Here is a 20,108-nt window from a genome sequence, read left to right as displayed (position 1 = left end):
AAACGCACAACGAAGCATGCAAGAAGTTTCGAACGAGGCGACGCAATCAGGCTGATTGGTGAAAGAACGAGCTTACTTGTTAGGTTCGGTTTACCGATTGGGCAGATAGAACGGCTTAAGGTGGCTTTTCTATTTTTGATTCAAGCTTCCGCGATTACGTCGAAGCTGGCCACACGCGGCGTCAATCTCGTCACCTTTGCGCTGCCGGAACATCACATTGACACCGGACGCTTCCAGGATTTGCTTGAATCGCGAAATCGCCTCGTTGCTGGGCGTAACGTACGGCAAGCCCTCAACTGGGTTATACGGAATCACGTTCATCATCACCGTACGCCCACGCAAGACCTGAGTTAGCTCGCGGGCACAATCCTCGGAATCATTCACTCCACCCAGCAATACGTATTCGAACGTCAGCCGTCGACCGGAGCTAACGAAGTATCGATCGGCGGCATCGAGCACGGGTCCGATGCCGATCTTCTTGTTAACGGGCACAAGTTGGCTACGCAATTCGTCGTTGGGAGCGTGCAGGCTGACGGCGAGGTTGTAGGGCACGCCTTGTTCAGCAAGACGATCAATCGCCGGAGGCAATCCCACCGTGCTAATCGTGATCCGGCGAGGGCTGATCCCCAAACCGTTGGCATCACGAGCAGCATCGAGTGCGCCTAGCACGCCTGGCAAATTGGCGAGTGGTTCTCCCATGCCCATCATCACGATGTGGCTAAGTCGTTCTTCGTCGGGAAGCCGATGTTGAAGACGCAACATTTGTTCGATGATTTCGCCCTTGGTCAGGTTGCGATCGACGCCGTCGAGTCCACTGGCACAGAACACGCATCCCATCGCACACCCAACTTGGCTGCTGACGCAGATACTGCGCCGGATGCCATCTCGCAACAAGACGCATTCCACCTCACCTCCGTCGGCCAGTCGGACCAGAATTTTTTCGGTCCCATCCCGTGATTTTGAAAGGTGGGCTTCCGACGCAACAAAGATGTCAAAAGCCGCCGCCAGATCCGCCCGCAGTTTCGCGGGTAGGTCAGTCATTTGATCAAACGTGCTGGCGCGACCGGCAAACAACCATCGCCACACCTGCTTGGCCCGAAAGGTGGGGTGCCCGCGTTCGGTCAGCCACTCACGCAACTCCGGCTCGGTTTGATTGAGCAGATGCGTTTTCTGCGATCCGGCGGGTTGGCTGCCGGAGGCGGATGCCTGTGGTGAGGCTGAATTGATGACGGGAAGCGAAGACATGGCAAATTGGGGCTAGGAATCATGACGACAAGCGGCCTGTACGATACGCTAATCGCCGACGAATGTCATTGCTCTGTTTTGCCCCGTTATTGCTGAACGATTCTCGATGAACCCGATTTCTCTTTCCAGCCGTTTCCATGCCGCCTGGATGCTAGCTCGGCGGGAATGGACCCGATTCTTTCGTCAGCGGAACCGAGTGACGGCCGCAGTGCTGCAACCGCTGCTGTTTTGGTTGCTGTTTGGCACCGGTTTGAACGGGTCGTTTGAGTCGGCGGGCGGTGAAAATTTCTCGCAGTTTTTCCTGCCCGGCACGATCGCCCTGATTGTCCTGTTCACCGCCATTTTCGCAACGATTTCCGTGATCGAGGATCGCCGAGAAGGTTTCATGCAATCCGTTCTGGTGTCTCCGGTGGGACGTTTCCCGGTGCTTTTGGGCAAGGTTCTCGGCGGTGCGGCGATCGCCTGGGTCCAGGCTCTGTTTTTCTTGCTGTTGGTCTATTTAGTGGGGGCCGCGTCGATTTCGTCCTCGCTGCCGATGTTGCTTGTAATGCTGGCATTGATTGCGATTGCGATGTGCGGATTGGGCATGATTGTCGCCTGGCCGATGGAAAGCACGCAAGGTTTTCACGCGATTATGATGCTGGGTTTGATGCCGATGTGGCTATTAGCGGGAACGTTTTTCCCGATTCCCGCATGGGATATCAGCGGCCCAGTTGGCGACGTGGGTTGGGGCGGATGGCTGCTTGCGGGCGTGATGCGCGCGAACCCTTTGAGCTATTCGATGGTAGAAATGCGCCGACTGATGAATCCATCGTTGGACTTGTCGACCGCTGGATTCGCCCCTGCACCGGCAACGTGTTGGACGGTAACGGTCGTCGCCACCCTGGTCACACTGGGCATCGCCTGGATGCTGATGCGAGGAAGTCGCCGGGTCGATACGATTGTCTAAAACCGATAGCTACTAAGATTCACTAATAGGTTCCTGATGAAAACGGCTGTAAATATTGTCTTGATTTTGTTGGTCGGCGTCGGGGCTGGGTTGGCGATCCGGTCACTTCGTGATTCTGGCCGCCGCGTTGCCGATGGCTCCATGCCCGGGCCAAACGATGTGATTTTCACCAACGACAATGCTCGCGAAGACAACGACCACCTGCGTCCCGAGGATATCGAAAACTCCACCCCAACCAAGCCGCCCGAAGATGAAGCTTGGTTGAGCCGGTTCGAACTAACCGAACGTAGCGGCAAAGAGTTATCGAGCGAGGACTTAAAAGGCGAACCCTATGTGGTGAGTTTTTTCTTCAGCACGTGTCCTAGTATTTGCGTCCAACAAAATCAAAAACTGAAAGAACTGCAGGATGCATTCGAAGGCCAAGGCGTTCGCTTCGTCGCCATCAGCGTTGATCCGGAGACCGACACACCCGAAGTGCTGCGGGAATACGCCGCGCGTTTCGGAGCTGACGAAGACCAGTGGCTGTTCTTAACCGGCGAACTGGGTTACATCCGCCGCGTTGGTGCCGAAATTTTCCGCCAACCGGTGGATCAAAAGTTCCATACCGAGCGATTTGCGTTAGTCGACGGACAGGGTGAAATCGAGGGTTTCTACAACTGGCCCGACGCCAAACAGTTTGAAAAACTGAAAGAACGCATTAGCGATCTAATCGAAAACCCAACGACATAGCTGCGTGACTTTGCGTAACGCTTAAGCATGCCGCATTGATTTTTAACGCGACGGACTAAAACGCGGCGAACTACAACGCAACAAAAACGAACCCAGCAACGGTAGCTGCCTGCACGGCCATCCCTCGTACCGTTGTTCCATCGTGACAGCCGCACTTTAGCGGTTCAATCGACTGGTCGTAGCGATGGCAGGTCGGGCAATCACCGTAGGCTCGCACGCACTGACATGATGGTTGGGTCGCAATTCGATATGGCAGCAATGTCGAATTGGTTAGGAACCAAAAGCTGGAATAGGCGTTTTGGAGGCATCCCCATTTTTCGCAATCCAACTGCCCACATCGCTCCAGATTCAGTTCCTGAAAATAGGTAGGTCGGTGGCAAAAAGGAATGTGGACTCGATCCGCTTGCGGGATGGGATAAAAGTCCGCCGACAGATATTGAGTCGGCGACTCATTCAACAAATCGGCTGCGATGTTGTTCGGTTCGTATACTGACTCAGGTTCGTCGTTTTTGAGTCCCAGAGTGAGCTGCGAAGACGGCTTGTGCAGAACGGCAAGACGCTGACTCAATCGAGTCTCAGCGGCCGAACTTAAATGGTCGGCTTGCGAATCCGGTGCAAACCTCGGTTGCGCATCAGTGTTGGGGCTGGCCTGTGCCGCGTTCGATCCGCCGGCTGATGAACTGCTGCTATCGTCGGCGGCGGGTGCTGAATTGGTCGGGGCGGGCTTTGCATCTTCATCATCGACTGGATCGTTGTCGAGCAACATCAGTCGTAGATCATCTTGCGGTGTGGGCGAATTGAATTCAGCCGCATTCGCCCTCGGCTTCAAACCTGAAGCTCCCACTTGCACGAACACCGCCAGGCAAGCGATTGCCAGACGCACGACTGTCATTCCGGGCATACACATTGTTTCGTTCCTGGATTCCGCCCGTACCACTGGTGTCCGTATCGTCTGCAAAAGCGAGACTGCCCGTCGTAACGTTGTCCAACCGGGAGATTGAACCAATTCGATCGAGCGATCGCCAAAATCAACACTTCCACCGGTTTCATCGGTCGTATCGGTTGATCGGATACACGTCTGGGCCTCGCGGCGACACGACACCGACAACAGGTGTTATCGCCACAACCCGTACTTCTTAGCTGACCGGAACCTGGACTCCCCAATCTGGGGCTTTCGTTCGAAGTAAATGGACTGATCGAGTAAACTGAGCATCCTCGTCCATCCGGTCTGAAGCTATCTGTTGCTATGAATTCTCGGGCAAACCATCGTCACACTCCGAAATCCCCCAGCGATAATCTCGCTGGTTGGGGGATTTATCGGGTCGTGAAGAGCTTGCTGGCAAGATTGCCCCACACTTGGGTCCCCATTGGGGACCATCGCCATCGCGGCGATTTTGGCCCGAGCAAGCCTGCCATCACCCCAATGGCAGGGCCCATGGGAACACGACATCACTTGTCCGCGACCGCTACGCCCCGTTCCGCTAAACGAACCTACGGTCGACGTTTAGAACCTCGCATTGTGCTCAACGCGACTGCTGAATTGCTGGCATTCGGTGATTTAGTTCTCAGCGGTGATGGTGCTGATGACGTCGTTAGCGCTAATACACTGCCCGGCGGCGACATCCAATTCTTGGATTCCAACAATGCCATCATTCCTATTCGTCTCGATAATGGCACCTTTGTAGATTCACTTGATCCGAACTTGGTCGCGACAGGTCGGTTGCGGGTGGACCTGGGTGCGGGCGACGACGACTTTGACGTTGACCTGCCGGCTGAATTGGACCTGACTGTGATTGATGGCGACGGTACGGACTCCGTCGATGTGACCGTCGGTGACCATGTTGGCAACCTTGCCACCCTCGACTTGCAAATTGAGTCCGAAACCATTGCTTTGGATGCGTCCGGCCAATCTCTCGATCTCGAAGCAAGCACGCTGACGGCCGATACGACGATCACAATTGAAAACGCGGTGAACGTGAATCTGGGCAGCATTGATGTGGGAAGCGGAACACTCACCATCGGCAGCAACGGGCAACCTATTGGTGGCGAACTGACCCAGGCCGCTGGCACGAACGTGACCACCTCGCAACTCAATGCTTGGACCTTCGGCGATGTGGAACTGGAACAAACCAACAACGCTATCGCACGAATCAACAACCTTCAAAGTGATGGCAACGTTTCCATCGTTTCTTCGCAAAGCCTGACCGTCGACAACCTCGTCGGAAGTAATGTCGATCTAGAAGTCATCGGGAACGATAGTGATTTGTTGATTGGCACTATTGAGGTTAAAGATCCCAATGTAGGTGATGTTCGGTTAACCGCTGGTGACGACATCTTGGGCGGCAATGACAACCTACTCGCCGACGATTTGATCCTTCGTGCCTCTAACGCCACCGACGATGGTACTGATGCGATTCGACTATCAACCAACGTGAACGACCTCGACGCAATCGTGTCAGGGAACAACGCGGGTGACTTGATCATCACCGAAGTCGACTCCATCCGTTTGGCGTCCGGCGATGCCAACAGTGATTCGGTGGTGCTACAAACGGGTAACGGTGCCATCCGCATTGAAGCGGGCGGTTCGATCTATATCGACGATCCGAATCCCAACAACGATGGTGCGGATCTAGTCGACGATCAAGAAATCATTGCTGGCGGCGATCGAGGCCGAATCGATTTCCAAGCGGGTGACGACTTCATCGTCGGCAACTCAGTTCAACTTGCGGCCGCCGACATCGCTGCCGGAGCGGTGACCGTTGACGCAACAAGAGTCGTGCTGGGCGATAATTTTGAAATCAATACTGGCGACGGTGTCGGCGTGGCTCGACGCTTCGGACCTCGCCCGGATCCAGATGGACTGCAGCCAACCACGCCAGTCTTGGATCCAGAACTAGGCGTCGAAACCGCTTTCTATGACATCGATTCAGTACAGACCAGCATTCTGGAACAAGCCAACTCGAACGATGCCGAGGGCGTGCTTTCGATGGACATTGGCGTCGAGGGAGAAAACGGACTGACACTTTCGATCGACTGGGGAGCGAACACGAATCGTTTCCAGGAACTGACTGACCTTCCCGGCGATCGCACTCGTGTCGATGTTTCCCACATCTACACCGAAAACGATATCCTCAACTCGACACTGAATGGACGCGCCGAAGCAACTGAGCCACTCGCTGTTCGGTTTGCCGTTTCGCATCACGCCTCGATTGTCATCACCGGCGATTCAATCGAACAAACGACTCCGGAACCCACCATTCCAACAATTAGCGAACCCGTTCCAGGCGGATTGGTCACATCGACAGACAATCCCAACACGGGTTCCCCTTTGACGCCAATTTACGAAAACGGACGCGCGTTCTTCATCATCCCTCGTATCGATGTACCCGTCGCGTTCTTCCCTGTCCGTGATGTGATTCCTGAACCGATCACGCCACCACCGCCGGTGCAATTGACATCCGTTGTGCTGTTGTCGGACGTGGACTTTGAAACCGCTGAAGCGTCCGCGTCCGCGGTCACGATTCGCGAAGAGTACTTCCAGCTTCGGATGTTGTCGCCGGATCCAAACGGTGATGACCTGATCGAGCCCGTGCGATTACCTGAAAACGTGTTGCAAGGCGACCGTTTAACAGATTTGTTTGCAGGTCTTCCGGATGGTGCGTACGAAATTGAATACGTGATCGGCGACGGTGATCAACGCACGATCCTGCGGGTCGACCTGCGTGGGGGGCAGCCGAAAATCTTAAGCGATGACCTGGATGCAGGGTTGCTCAAACTGGATTGGCTTGACGGTGAACCGGCTGAAATGAACCTAGATGACGCGATTTCCGGCGAAGGGGTAACGTCTGAAGAATCGTTGACGGAAGAACCAGCGGACAGCGAAGCAAAGACGGACACCGGCGAGCCCAACGATGCCCCAAACGAAAAGTTGCCGGCCGAAAAAGACTTGCCACCTACGGCTGCGCATCGCACTAATACGCCTATCGTAGCTGCCGCGATGCCACTTAGCTTGGTGCCATTTTCAAGAGCGAGTCGATTTTGGAGACGAGTCTGCGACGAAGGTTCAACCGCTGTCCCGACTTCGCTTGGCGAATGCGTAACCGCCGATCACTACACCGGTGAAGATCCGCTAGACGATTCGACCCCCGGTGAGTCCCAGCCATGAGCGATAAGAACTCATCGAACGCGCAGCCGGAGTTTGACCCGGATGCGACTGTTGAAGAAGTGCGTGATTCGCATCAAAACCAACCGGAAACCCGCGACGACATTACGATCAGGAAAAAGGAATCGCCTGCGGACCCTGACGCCACGATCGTTGACACGCATGGTGTGGATCCTGATGCAACGATCGCCGACGCGGACGACTTCGATCCAGACGCAACCGTGGCCGATCCCAATGCGACGGTGATCGAAACGGACGTCGTCGATCTAGATGCAACCGTTGAGGAAACAACCGCATTTGATCCCGACGCGACCGTCGTCGAAGATTCTGAATTCGATCCAGATGCAACGATCGCTGAAGACGATACCGACCGCACCGTGGTTGAAGTGGATTTGGACGCGACCGTTCGCGAAGACGACTCAAACGCTGGCGGCCCGAACGCTGGCGGGCCGAACACTGGCGGACCTACGGAGGGCGGCCAAACCTCGGATGGTCTAGACGAGACGACCGCGTTTGATACATCCGATCTGCAAAACGAGTCCCGGCTAGACGAGACCGCTGAATCAATTGCTGGAATCTCAGCCCATTTGCCGTCGTCATCCAAGGCCAAGTCTTCCAAGCAAACTTCTTACGACGACACTATCGAAATCGGGGCTACGGGCGACATTGGGGCCACGGGCGAAATCGGGGCAACTGGTGACACGGGGGCAGCCGGCGAAGCTGCAACCGTTCAGTGGGATGCGGATGACGCGACCGTCGAAATTCAAGACGACAATTCTACCGCCATTCTGGACGGCAATAATCTAGGACAAACGATCAACCCACGGGAATTGTCACCGGCTGAAGAGGATTACTGGCAAGGCATCTGTGCTGAGTTTGCTCAACAACGTACGGGAGCCCAAGCGGATCCGACATCGCTACCGCCTGCGATCGACCGCACGATCGTCGAGACGCGATTGCAAATTCGAAATCAAAGCGTCGCCACTCAGCTGCAAGGCGAAGCCGAAGCGGCGGACTATCGATTGGTACGACTCCTCGGTCGCGGCGGGATGGGCAACGTCTTCGTTGCCCGCCAAGGGTCGCTAGACCGACTGATCGCCGTCAAGGTGATCCGTCCACTGGATAAAGAGAAACGCGAGAAGCTTTCTGCCGAAGGCAAACTTGAAAAGGTCGAACAAAATCGTCGTCAACAATTCCTGACTGAAGCAGTCGTAACCGGCGATTTAGATCACCCCAATATCGTGCCCATTCACGACGTTGCGGTCAGCGGTGATTCAACGCTTTTCTACTCGATGAAACGTGTCGTTGGCACGCCGTGGTCCGAGGTGATCGACGAAAAGTCTCGTGAAGAGAACATCGAAATCCTCATCAAGGTCGCTGACGCGATTGGGTTTGCCCACACCCGGGGTGTGGTTCATCGCGATATCAAACCTGAAAACGTAATGCTGGGCGACTTCGGTGTCGTCATGGTGATGGACTGGGGCATCGCGTTAGCCAAGCCAGAATTCGAAAAACTGGACTCCATCACACCGGCTACCGGACTGGGTGGAACCCCGTCGATGATGTCGCCTGAAATGGCGATTGGCCCCATCGAGAACATCGGCCCGCCAGCGGATATTTATCTGCTCGGTGCGACGCTGTTCATGATCATCACGGGCAAGGCTCCCCACCACGCCGCCAATGTAAGCATGTGTCTTCGCGCTGTCGCGTGTAATGAAATCCGCGACTTTGAAAGCGAGTATCGCGGCGAGTTGATGAACATTGCCTTGAAGGCGATGGCGACGGATCCGAAAGATCGATATCCCGATACCAAGTCTTTTCAAGACGCACTGCGAGAATACCGGTCGCACGCTGAGTCGATCTCACTCGCCAGCCGCGCCGAAGAAGACCGCAAAGATGCGATTGCAGACGCCTCCTACTCGAACTTCTCGCGGGCTCAGTTTGGATACGAAGAAGCGATTGCTCTTTGGCCAGGCAACCAAGCCGCTATCGATGGGCTGCATCAAAATCGCATCAATCATGCCGAAGCCGCTTACGCCAACACCGATTACGATCTCGGCTTAACACTCCTCGATGAAAGTGAGCCCGATCACGCGGAACTGCTGGCCCGTTTGAAAGAAGCGTTGCGACTTCGGCGGCAACGCGAATCGCGATTCGTTCTTCTCAAACGAACCGCTGCTGCCTTGCTCGCTTTCATCCTGATTGGTGGCAGTGCCGCGATCTACAAAATCGATCTCGAACGGGGTCGTGCGGCGAGCAACGCATTGGAAGCCAAACGCGAAGCTGAAAACGCGATCGAACAGCGAGCCCGCGCTGACGAGAACGCCGAAAAGGCAATCGCTAGTCGCAAACTCGCGGAACTGAAAGCGGAAGAAGCCCGTCTGAGTGAAATCGAAGCGCAATTGAGCCAAGAAAAAGCTGAGAAAAATGAAAAACTAGCCAAAGAAAACGCAGAAGAAGCAAAACGCCAATCCAAGGCAGCACAAGCAAGCGAACTAGAAGCCTTGCTGGCTCAATCCCGAGCTGAATATGAGTCGTATGTTTCCAAGATCGGACTCACCAAAGCAAGAATTGATCGCAATGAATTCAGCGAGGCTCGTCGGCTGATCCAGGAAATGTCACTGGACAAGCCAGCAAGCGAAATGCCTTGGGAACTCCGCTATCTTTCTTCCCTTGCCAACCAGGCATCTGCAACCGCTTCAGCATCCGCGTCCCTGGTCCAGGTCGCTTTACCAAGTCCCCGCACAGGTAATCAACCAACCGGACTGGTCCGCATGGCCGATGGAACGATCGCAGCACTACAGGTCGATGCCGATACCGACTCACTTCAAATCGGTCCAACGGACAAACGATTCTCTGACACGAACGCGACCGCAATCGCGATCGGCAACAACAACTCCGGCGCATTGATTGGCGACGTACAGGGGAACATTCATCTGCTCCCTGAGATTGATAAACTCGCAAGCCTAGAGTTCGGGGCGTCCAATACCGTCCTGCGTGGCCACAGTGATGAAATCACCGCATTGCAAGCGGTTGGCGATCGGTTCGTGGTGTCATCATCGAAAGACCGCACCGTTCGCATTTGGAACCTGGATTCAATTGACGGTCGCGGCAGCAAGCCGTCGTCGGCTAATCCACAATCTGCCAATTCGGAAGTTGCCGAGAAGCTTTGGCATATCGCTCCGGTGGTAGATGTTTGTGCCATTCAGACCAAGGACTCCACCCTGATCGCCGCCGCGGTTAGCGAACGCGGAGTCGGGCATGTCGTTTTATGGAAATCAAAACAATCGATTCCCACACAGTTTGAACGCGTTGGCGTCTTGGACGGTTTCGACTCGGCTTTGACCAGTGTTCAGCTTTCCCCTAACGGTGCATTGGTGGCCACCGGGGAAGCGAGTGGCGAGGTAAAGATATGGACGGTAGCCGAATTAGAACCACGGGAAACCGAGAGTACGGTCCGCCGCGCGGTGCAGGCGATCGCATCGGGCGAACGTCCCACCAGCAATGCATCCACCACCCGATCCAAAGCGGCCAAGTCACTCGGTTCGATCAGCCGTGACGATCCTTCTCAAACCAATCCTGCACATGCTTCCTCGGTACGCAACCTACGATTCTCGCCCGACGGTCAATCACTACTGACCTGCGCCGACGACTATCTGGTGAACATTTGGAGGAACACTACCACCGGCAACAATGATTGGGTTCGCACCAAACAACTCCGAGGCCACGGCGGACCGGTTTGGGACGCAGTTTGGCTGCCAAGCAAAACCCAATTGGATTCACCGAAAGTCCTTTCCGTTAGTGCTGACCAATCCGCTCGGTTGTGGTCCACCGCCAATTCATCACAAAACAACTCTGCGAAACCGACTCCTCCCAATCCCGTTTCGAACATTAACTTGCCAGGAACCGCCAAAAGCACTGCTGATGTCGGCACGCCGATTCATGACGACGAAATTTGGTCTGCTGCTCTGTCGACCGATGGTCAAAATCTGGTCACGGCCAGTCGTGACCGGACCGCCAAGGTACTTGCACTAAATCCCCTGGAGTCGAGCTACAAGGTAACCGCCAAGCTGATTCCGGATGTAGGTGATAGCCAGTGGACAGCTCCACAGCCTCAAAACCAACTTCAAGAGGGCAGTCCGTTCCGAGCGATGTCGATGAAGGCGGATGCGAATCGGAAGTATCTGTTTGTGGGTGGTGCGGATTCCATCATCCGCATTTGGGACATCGCGCAGGGCACAGAAGTCGGTACCGTCGCAGGCACCGGACTGAATAACATTCTGGCAATCGCACCTGACACTCGAGGGCAAGTGAGCCCTCGTGGAAAACCGGACTCTCGTGGAACGGCAGGTGACGGAGATTCCAGCGGCCCCATGTGGATGTTGACCGGATCCAGCACGGTCGGAACCAGTGCGATGATCTGGTCCTGGGATCCTAAAACTCGTCGCTCGCGATTGATACATCGCTTGAAAGGACACGAAGAAACCGTGGCCTCGGTTGCGTTGTCTGGCGATGGACAACTCGCCGTCACGGGAGACCGAGCTGGACGGGTCATCTTGTGGGACGTTGCCACCGGTCAACCGATCGGAGCTCCCATTGATCTTTTGCGAGGCACAAGAATCAATGATGCAGCTTTCGCTCCGGATCAAAAGTCGATTTGGTTGGCTGCGGACGACGAACGCTTGAGCCAAGTGGACTTAGACAAACGAGAGATTGTTCGGCAACTGGATCACCAAGGGTTCGTGACCCAGGTTCAGATATCGGATGATGGATCGCAAGCCTTGACGCTATCGGAACTGCAAAAGGTCGGCAGCACCGTTCACAGTGCAACGCTTTGGAACCTCACCGATACTCGACCTGGACCGCGTTCCCAAACATCATCCCCCGAATCACCCAACGCTCTCAATTCACGAACCCTGACAACACTGACCGTAAAGTCGGGTGATCGCACACTTGGTGGCGGTCGTCCAGGCATCAGTGCAGTGCAATTCTCGCCGTCGTCGCGTGAAGCGGTGCTCTCGATGACACCATCGGGTGAGGCTGGTAGCCGGGCGGAAGTCTGGAAGCTTGGCGAGGACCTTGCCTCAGCCCAACGAACGCTTGCGTTTGGCTTGCCCCATCGAATCGGCGATGTTTCCAGCGTCGTGCTCACCCAGCGCGACGAACTGATCACCTTGCATGGCAGCTCAGCATTTTGCTGGAATACACGAACCGGTTCGTTAGCGAAGAGCTATCGATCTCACGGGGCTCTCACCGTCGCCGCGTTTTCACCAGACGGCAAGCTGATTGCAACCGGTAGCCGCAGCATCAAGATCTGGGACGCACAAACGGGCAAGGCAATCACCAAACTGGAGACGCCCCACGAAGGCATCGTTCGCTCGCTGGCGTTCTTGCCAACATCCGTTGTTGATGATCCAAACTTGAGCACGTTCGTTTCCGGTGGCGACGACGGCAAGATCCGAACGTGGCAACTGGATCACTCAACGTGGAAGTTCACCGAATTACCATTGCTGAAAAACCTACCGACGACCGGTCGACCTCTGTCCCTATCGGTCTCACATGACGGACGCCTGCTGCTTGCCACTACGAATTTGGGCGAAGTGGTCATCGGCGACTTGCAGTCCGGCAATTCTCGCATGCTACTGAACGATCCGGCTGTTGGCTCGGTACGAGCAGGATGTTTTTCCGCCGACGGCAAATACGTTGCTGTCGCGGGCGCCGATCGCTTGGCCCGACTTTGGTCCGTCGGCGAGGATGCTCCTCCTGTTGTGTGCCAGGGTCACGCCGAGACGATTCAAAGCGTTGCATTGTTTGGCAGCATGGAAAACAAGAACCTGCGTTTGTTCACGGGCAGCCAAGATCGAAGTGTGCGGGTTTGGGATCCGCTCGACCCAACCGATCCCACCCGTGGTCGCGAGTTGCTGGAATTGGTCGGGCATCAGGATGGGGTCACCTCGGTGAACATCAACCCCAGTGGTGATGTGATGGTCACCGCAGGGCGGGATGGCCGGGTGCTACTTTGGCCAGCCAGCACACTGACTATGAATTTGACCGGGCAATAAACACGTTTCTTAACCGCTAAATAGGGCGTAAGCGTGAGCCCGGCACTGGTGTGGCTTCGTGAAACGGAGTGCGGGAAACTGCCCAACGAGTGGTTTTCGCGAAATTTTGGTGGATACCTTTGTACCGGTGCGACGAAACAAAGCGAGATTGCGGATTGTCACGTCCGCAGAATCCATACCGATTCTAAAGCTCGTGTTGCCACCACTTCCATCCACCACCGACCGAGACGGCGTTCCCTGCGTTTCACTTGAAGCGTCCGAAGAGTGTCGTGTTTCGCTGTCCCGACGCCGTCGCTCGACGGGGTTGCTGGGATCGGCGTGGATGTTCATTGCGACATGGTCGCTGGTAACCGGCATGGTTTTGATCGCCATTTCAAGCATGATCGGATGCGGAGCGGCAAGGTCTCCCTTTTGGTCGAGCGTGCCTGAAACCGTGGGCAATCGAACCGCCGCGGTGGATGCGATCATGTCTCGCGTTGACGCTGGTGCGCCGCCGACCGAACTGCCCGTCGTGCCGGTTCCTCCGATCACAATTCGCGACGCCGAGTCACTTCAAAACGCGACCTATCGCGACCTGACGCTCGCCGAAACGATTCGCATCGCGATGACGAACTCGCGGGTGCTGCGCGACCTCAACGCGACGGTTCTGCGTGCGCCGGATCAACTGGCGACCGACGAGGCGTTATCGCTGGTTCAAACCGATCCGCAAGCCGGTATCGAAGCGGCGTTGTCCGCTTTCGACGCGCAGATCTATGCTCTTGGAAAATGGCAAAACAACGACCGGCAATTCAATAACCGCTTCTTCGGCGGTGGTGCCAATGCGTTTCAACAGGACACGCATGACTACGTGATGCAGGTCAGTAAGCGGACCGCCACCGGTGCACAAATTGCCGTGCGCAGCATCACCGATTACGACGCGAACAACGCGACCGGAAACCTGACCCCCAGTGCTTGGCAGTCCCAGTGGCATGCCGAACTCCGTCAACCTCTCTTGCGTGGGGGCGGGCTGACATTCAATCGTATTGCCGGACCGGCAGCACTTCCCGGCGTCTATAGCGGCGTCTTGATTGCCAAAGCCAACAACGATATCTCGGTCGCCGAGTTTCGCGAGGACGCCCGCAATTATGTCAGCAATGTGATCAACGCCTATTGGGATTTGGCATACGCGTATCGAGACGCAGACGCACGTAGCGAAGCACTGGAACGAGCCCGCAAAACGTGGCAGAGCTACGACGCCCAAAAAACAGCCAACCGACGGGGCGGATCGGCCGAAGCATTGGCCCGGGAACAGTACTATCGGTTCAAGTCCGAATATCAGGATGCCGTAGCGGGCAAGCTGGTCGGGCGAACCCAGACCAACAACTCATCTTCAGGAGGCACGTTCTCGGGAATTGGCGGCGTCCTGGCAACCGAGCGACGGTTGCGACTGTTGATTGGATTGCCAGTCACCGAAGCCGATCTTTTGCGTCCCAGCGACGAACCGATGACCGCACCGGTTGTCTTTGATACCGACTCATTGAGTGTCGAAGCGGTACGGATGCGAGCGGAACTACAACAGCAGCGATTGTTGATCCAGCGGCGAAAGATGGAGCTGCTTGCCGCTAAGAACTTCCTGTTGCCGACACTCGATTTGATCTCGATCTATCGGGTTCGCGGCTTGGGGAAAGATCTGGCTGGGTCGGACAGTGCATTGCAGGAACTGGGCTCGTTCAACTACCAAGAATACGAAGCGGCGCTGGAATTCAAGATGCCCGTCGGCTACCGACAAGCACACGCCGCCGTCCAGCATGCAAAGCTACAAATCGCTCGCGACGAAGCCGTCCTTCACGAACAACAGCGTCAGATTCTGCATGACTTGCTGAGTACGGTCGCGGAGACGGATCGAGCGTTCGCATTGGCCGAAACCAGCATGAACCGATACCTCGCCGCTCGCGATGCATTGGACGCACTGGACGCAAACCGCGAAGCCGGGCTGCCGATCAGTCTGGAACAACTTCTCGATTCACAGCGACGACTTAGCGAATCGCAAACCAAGTATTACCTGGCCGTGACGGAGTACATGATTGCAATCAAGAACGTGCAATTCGAAACCGGCACATTGCTCGAGAACACTCAAATCACCATCGCGGAAAGCTTCGACTCGGCGCTATAATAACTTCGCTGACACCGGGTCAGAACTTAGCATCGATGCCAGTTACCTAGCCGCGCCAACGACGCGTCCAGGCTATCACACATGCGGATGCCTATTCAGATCGACCTAATTGAATTGAATCAATATTGGTGAACTTGCCGATCTGCATGTTGGCACCGCCGACCATCAACAACTCGTTCTCATTTCGAGGCAGCATGCGGTGGAAGAATCGTGACGGGTCGCTTTGCGCGATCGTTTTCCACTGCGATCCATCATCACTCAGTTGATGCACAAAGCCGTCCATCGCGGTGACGTAAAGCTTGCCTCCGGTGGCAAAGGAAGCGGTCCCGAATCCAGACATCGGTTTGCCAGGCAACGCAGGTCCCATACTCCACGAGTCTGTCTTCGGATCGTAGATATCGACTCGAGTGGTCGGCCCATCTTCAGGCCCCATTCCGCCGACGACGAACAGCTTGTCGTGATGAGCCGCAACGCTGATCGCTCGACGTTGAAACGGTGGCTCAGCGAGCGGTTGCCAAGCGGCGTCTGCATCATTCAAATCCAACAACCAAGCCGTCTGATGCCATTGGCTATCGTCACTTTCACCCTGCAAACTCCAACCGCCGAAAACATACGCGGTATTGCCCAACACAGCCGCATCTAACGACGATCGAGGCTCGGGCAGATCGGCTAGCTTCGTCCATTGGTTGGTTTCAGGGCTAAAGCGAGCAACCGAAGTTTGCGATTGCAGATCTTGCTCCTCACCCTCTTCGTTCATTGCCGTGAACCCGCCAATACGGATGACGTCATCACCATGAGCGACGAGTGCCAGACCTTGTAGCGACGGACCGGAGGGAAGCTGTTTCCACTCGCCGTTACTTCCTGCGGTCAGCTCCAACATCCAGAAACGGTTGGATTGTTCAGCCTTCGAATACAAGTGTGCGCCGCCGGTATGGCCGCCATAAACGAACAACCCGTTGCCCGCGATGGCTGCGCCGAAGCTAGTCAATTCCTCGGGAAGATCCGGCAAATCCGAAGGCACGATCGATGCCGAACTGTTGGGAATGATTTGTGGCTCGGCTGGCTTGGTTTCGGTCGGTTCAGTTTCCGCCGACGTCGTCTTGTCCGACGCAGAGATACGGAACGTAGCCGTTAGGTAATCCGTGGTGCTGCCGTAGGCTTCCCCTCGGTGAGTTCCGGAAGCATCCTTGTTGGTCATGCCTACGACAACCGCGTTCAACCCTTTTTCTAACTCATCCGCTTTGAACCGAACGATGCCGTTATCGTCGGTTTCGCGAGCAGCCTCCTCGTGTCCCTCTTCGCAATACAGCGAAACCTTCGTAGCGGCCAAAGGTTTATCTTCGTGCAACACCGTGACTTCCACGCCACCTTGCTCGTCGGCGCGAATGATGGTTTGCAACGCAGCATTCTCACGCGGCTTCGTCGGCCAATCGTCTGGGTTGGATTGTGGAAGGTGTTCGACGTGGTAGGACAATTTTGTTCCGTGATAGAGGCCGTAAGTTACCGATCCAGAGATCTCCGACTTCGGATCGATAGGCGTCTTGCATTGTAGACCAACCAGGGCGTCGTTGTTCACTGGAGTCGTCGCGATGGCTTCGCTTGAACCCTCGGTCATCAACTGAATCGTTTGGATCGACTCGGGCATCGGATAGGTGCGGTCGTCCGGCGTCTCACCGAACCACATGATGACGCCACCATCGTCATCGGTCGCAAGCCAGGGGAAATGAGCGGTTGCCACATTCGCCCAAAGCAGCACGAAAGTCGCCGCGGTCGTTGTTTTGAAATGGCGTTTACTGATATTCATGATCGATTTTGCTAATAGGTGTTTAAAGATGAACAGACCGACGCAGTCGCGGTCTGAATACTCGCAAGATACGAGGTAAGTTGTTTCGTTGATCAGCGAGTCGTTAGCTCAAAGAGAAATTGGTTATCCGTTTCGGGATCGACTGTCGCTTGCAGTACTCCCGCACGCTGGTAGCGAGCGGGCACAGTGCGACTTTTCAGTGGGTCGCGTTCACCAGACTGGATCGCCTTAATCGCTTGCGGCAATTCAGGAACGTCTGGCATCACAACCACGTCATAATGCCCCGGTTTCACTCCCTGTTCTGGAGCCATTTGGAACTTTCCATCCACGACAACACCCGTGGCATCGCCGCTGCGTTCTTCGCCAATGAATCGGATCATCGCCGAAGAAATGGGTTTCCCATCCAATGTAACTTCACCCGCGACTGGAATACGCTCCAACGTTGTTTTTTGGTCACATCCACCAGACATCGATGATGCCATCATAAAAGCAACGATGCAACAAGTTGTTCGAAGTCCAATCCTCACGGCGCGTTCTCCACCACTTCATGACCGTTGCGGGTCGCCAAAGAATTCAGCAACTCACGATCAACAAATTCAGAAGCAAAACGGACGCTGCCGTCACCAAAGAGCATGTGAACACCACCGGGGTGCATGCTTTGAAAGCCACCGTTATTGGCCGCCGTGTGAACATTCAATTCTTTTTGTGTTGTCCCAAGTGAAACAACAGGATATCCCACGACCCAACGTGCCGTTCCCCATTTCACACTGCCCGCCGAGGCGGCCGGTGGAGTCCACAAATAGTCAACCATGTCGTAGGTTGTTTCGCTGAACGCCAACGTCATGCTGGTTCCGTCGGTCAGATCGCGGAAGCCCGTGGCGGGGTTGTTGTATCCGTAAGCGGTCCAGTTCAAACCAAACATGCCATCATTCTTTGGCATGTAAGAACCTGTGCCTTCACAGGCTAAATAGCTTGACGGGCCACCGGTTTCGCCGTTGCTAGTATCGGGCACCAAACGGGGCAACGGCATGGATGGGCACAGATAAGTCTGGATCTGTTGAGCGGCAACTTCTTGGTTGTACGGGTCCGAGTAAGACTTACTGAAGTCAAACTGCGAATACGTGTTGTCTTGTTCCAGATACGGCAACACAGCGGCTAGTGGACCGATGAAGTTGCTCAGTCGTGAGCCCTCGGGGAACTTGTTGAAGCTGCCGTGATAGTTGTGCAGTGCGAGCCCAACTTGCTTGAGGTTGTTACTGCACGACATCCGACGTGCCGCTTCACGAGCGGATTGGACGGCGGGCAGAAGCAGCCCAACCAGAACGCCGATGATCGCGATCACCACCAACAATTCAACAAGCGTGAACGCGGACCGGTTAGTTGGACGAGCCCCGGATGCTCGCCGCGATGAACGTTTTTGATTTGAGAAGCAAACCGCGGACGGACTGACAACAGCCAGACCCAAACGAGTTAGGGCGATAGGGGAATTGAACGCGGACATGCATACATACAAGCACTTCATGGAAGGCTCCAGCGAAAGGGCACACGGAAGATAGATCAATCTCGAAAAAACAATTTTCGAGACGGGATCGAGCGTGGCTGGCTGGAGGGCACAAGATGGCCCGTTGCTTGCTGCGTCGTCGACAGACTGACCCTATTGCGAATCAGTCTCAAAGAGTGTGGCCAGTGGACCGGTTCGACGCAAGTGTGAGAATGAAATTTATTACTAAGTCGTCGAGCTGCTCGTTTCATCCGTTTCTGGATTCACCAGTGAGATGCCTCCAAAAACTAGGGTCAGAGTTGTGACGAATTCGCGCTATCGGTTCGGAGAACCAACGTGTAACAGGTTCACGCTGTCGGTTCGGAGAACCGAGCGACAATACGCCCAGCTTTCCAAGCTCGTTGTTTCGAGCGACAATAATGTGACTCAGCTTTAATGTCGCTCTGTTTTAGTGTCGCTCAGCTTTCCAAGCTGATAGCGTCCGCTTACACAACGCGACCTTCGACCCGCTCGACTTCGTTTGCCTAGGATCCACCATGGATTCATCTTGTGAACTATTCGATCCGAACGCCGACTTCGACCAATGGGATCGCACACGCCCGCATCGACACCAACCGGCTGCGATTTGTTTCCTCACTATGCGGCTGAACGATTCAATCCCCGCATCGGTTATTCAGACTTGGCATCGAGAACGAATCGACTTTCTGCAGCGTCACGGAGTTCACGTCGATCGGGACTGGAAAGCTGGCTCCCAAGAACTCTCTCTCGACGAACAACGGAAGTTTGACAAACATTTCTCGCAACAACGGGAAACCATGTTGGACACATGTCTTGGTGCATGCGAACTTGCCAATCCGATCGCTTCGCTGGAAGTTGCGAAATCACTGGCCAAATTTCATGGTGATCGCTATTGGCTCGGTGATTTTGTGATCATGCCAAACCACGTTCATTGCTTGGTCGCGTTCAAGACATCCGAAATCGCCAAATCGCAACCCGGTGGATGGATGAGATACTCGGCGAGACAGATCAACAAGTTGATAGGGAGGAGCGGCTTGTTGTGGTTTCCCGAACCGTTTGATCATCTTGTGCGGAGTGCGGAGCAATTGCAGTATCTGCGAAACTACATTCGCGAAAATCCGGAGAAGGGGGGGATCGCGGAGGGGCGTTACCACTACCGATTTTCTGATGGGCGTTTCTAGGGCAAGAGTGTTCGCGGGTGCTAATTGTCCGATTGGGTTCGCGTTTGTCTTTGAGAACCGACGGGTAACAGCTTCGCGCTATCGGTTCGGAGAACCGAGCGACAGTGTCGCTCAACTTTTTAAGCTCGGAAATTCGGGCGGCAATAATGTCACTCAGCTTTAATGTCGCTCAGCTTTCCAAGCTGATAGCGAAAGCCTGGAATACGCTAACCAACTGCTTACGACCGGCAAAACTCGTCGTGACTCACCCTATCGATCCCGAAGCCCAACGGATAAACAGGTTCACGCGTTCGGTTCGGAGAACC

At 55.1% G+C, this 20,108-nt stretch carries 12 protein-coding genes; 6 read left to right on the top strand and 6 right to left on the bottom strand.

The window, feature by feature from the left end; translation table 11 throughout:
- Positions 1-129: 129 nt before the first annotated feature.
- Entirely contained in the window at positions 130-1,245 is a 1,116-nt protein-coding gene (gene rlmN / locus ACR3ZL_RS06025; RefSeq protein ID WP_473648787.1) for a dual-specificity RNA methyltransferase RlmN, read from the bottom strand.
- Between the two features lie 106 nt (positions 1,246-1,351).
- On the opposite strand from rlmN, the gene ACR3ZL_RS06020 reads away from it, so the two are divergent.
- Together ACR3ZL_RS06020 and ACR3ZL_RS06015 are read left to right on the top strand one after the other, a co-directional pair.
- Positions 1,352-2,194, top strand: coding sequence for an ABC transporter permease (locus ACR3ZL_RS06020; protein ID WP_473648788.1), 843 nt, complete (start codon positions 1,352-1,354; stop codon positions 2,192-2,194).
- Between the two features lie 36 nt (positions 2,195-2,230).
- Positions 2,231-2,923: an SCO family protein gene (locus ACR3ZL_RS06015; protein ID WP_473648789.1), complete on the top strand. Its 693-nt coding sequence runs from the start codon at positions 2,231-2,233 to the stop codon at positions 2,921-2,923.
- A gap of 70 nt (positions 2,924-2,993) precedes the next feature.
- Here ACR3ZL_RS06015 and ACR3ZL_RS06010 read toward each other — a convergent pair whose 3' ends face one another.
- On the bottom strand, positions 2,994-3,824 hold the full coding sequence (locus ACR3ZL_RS06010) for a hypothetical protein (protein ID WP_473648790.1): 831 nt from the start codon (positions 3,822-3,824) through the stop codon (positions 2,994-2,996).
- 534 nt (positions 3,825-4,358) lie between these two features.
- Between ACR3ZL_RS06010 and ACR3ZL_RS06005 the strand changes: the two genes are divergently transcribed.
- The gene (locus ACR3ZL_RS06005; RefSeq protein WP_473648791.1) at positions 4,359-7,088 is read left to right on the top strand and encodes an autotransporter outer membrane beta-barrel domain-containing protein; all 2,730 of its coding nucleotides are present in this window, start codon (positions 4,359-4,361) and stop codon (positions 7,086-7,088) included.
- Positions 7,085-13,147 carry a protein kinase domain-containing protein gene (locus ACR3ZL_RS06000; protein WP_486173280.1) on the top strand — a complete coding sequence of 2,021 codons (6,063 nt, stop codon included), beginning with the start codon at positions 7,085-7,087 and terminating at the stop codon, positions 13,145-13,147. Before ACR3ZL_RS06005 ends, ACR3ZL_RS06000 begins: the two co-directional genes overlap by 4 nt.
- Positions 13,148-13,156: 9 nt before the next feature.
- Here ACR3ZL_RS06000 and ACR3ZL_RS05995 read toward each other — a convergent pair whose 3' ends face one another.
- Complete coding sequence (locus tag ACR3ZL_RS05995; protein WP_473653592.1) at positions 13,157-13,615, bottom strand: hypothetical protein; 459 nt, start codon at positions 13,613-13,615, stop codon at positions 13,157-13,159.
- Between ACR3ZL_RS05995 and ACR3ZL_RS05990 the strand changes: the two genes are divergently transcribed.
- Complete coding sequence (locus ACR3ZL_RS05990; RefSeq protein ID WP_473653393.1) at positions 13,503-15,299, top strand: TolC family protein; 1,797 nt, start codon at positions 13,503-13,505, stop codon at positions 15,297-15,299. The genes ACR3ZL_RS05995 and ACR3ZL_RS05990 overlap by 113 nt on opposite strands.
- A 91-nt stretch (positions 15,300-15,390) precedes the next feature.
- Here ACR3ZL_RS05990 and ACR3ZL_RS05985 read toward each other — a convergent pair whose 3' ends face one another.
- The 3 genes from ACR3ZL_RS05985 to ACR3ZL_RS05975 all read right to left on the bottom strand — a co-directional run bounded on the left by ACR3ZL_RS05985 (position 15,391) and on the right by ACR3ZL_RS05975 (position 18,625).
- The gene (locus ACR3ZL_RS05985; protein WP_486173279.1) at positions 15,391-17,103 is read right to left on the bottom strand and encodes a Kelch repeat-containing protein; all 1,713 of its coding nucleotides are present in this window, start codon (positions 17,101-17,103) and stop codon (positions 15,391-15,393) included.
- 92 nt (positions 17,104-17,195) lie between these two features.
- Positions 17,196-17,483 (bottom strand): hypothetical protein, encoded by a 288-nt coding sequence (locus ACR3ZL_RS05980; RefSeq protein WP_473648795.1) that lies wholly within the window; start codon positions 17,481-17,483, stop codon positions 17,196-17,198.
- Positions 17,484-17,626: 143 nt separating this feature from the next.
- Entirely contained in the window at positions 17,627-18,625 is a 999-nt protein-coding gene (locus tag ACR3ZL_RS05975) for a DUF1559 family PulG-like putative transporter (protein WP_473648796.1), read from the bottom strand.
- A 515-nt stretch (positions 18,626-19,140) separates the two neighbouring features.
- On the opposite strand from ACR3ZL_RS05975, the gene ACR3ZL_RS05970 reads away from it, so the two are divergent.
- A complete protein-coding gene (locus tag ACR3ZL_RS05970) occupies positions 19,141-19,803 on the top strand; it encodes a transposase (protein ID WP_473648797.1) in 663 nt (220 codons plus the stop codon).
- Positions 19,804-20,108: the final 305 nt, after the last annotated feature.

This window comes from Rhodopirellula sp. J20-39, from assembly GCF_057365095.1.
Note: the sequence above shows the minus strand (reverse complement) of the source record. Positions and strands in the feature narration are given on the sequence as shown.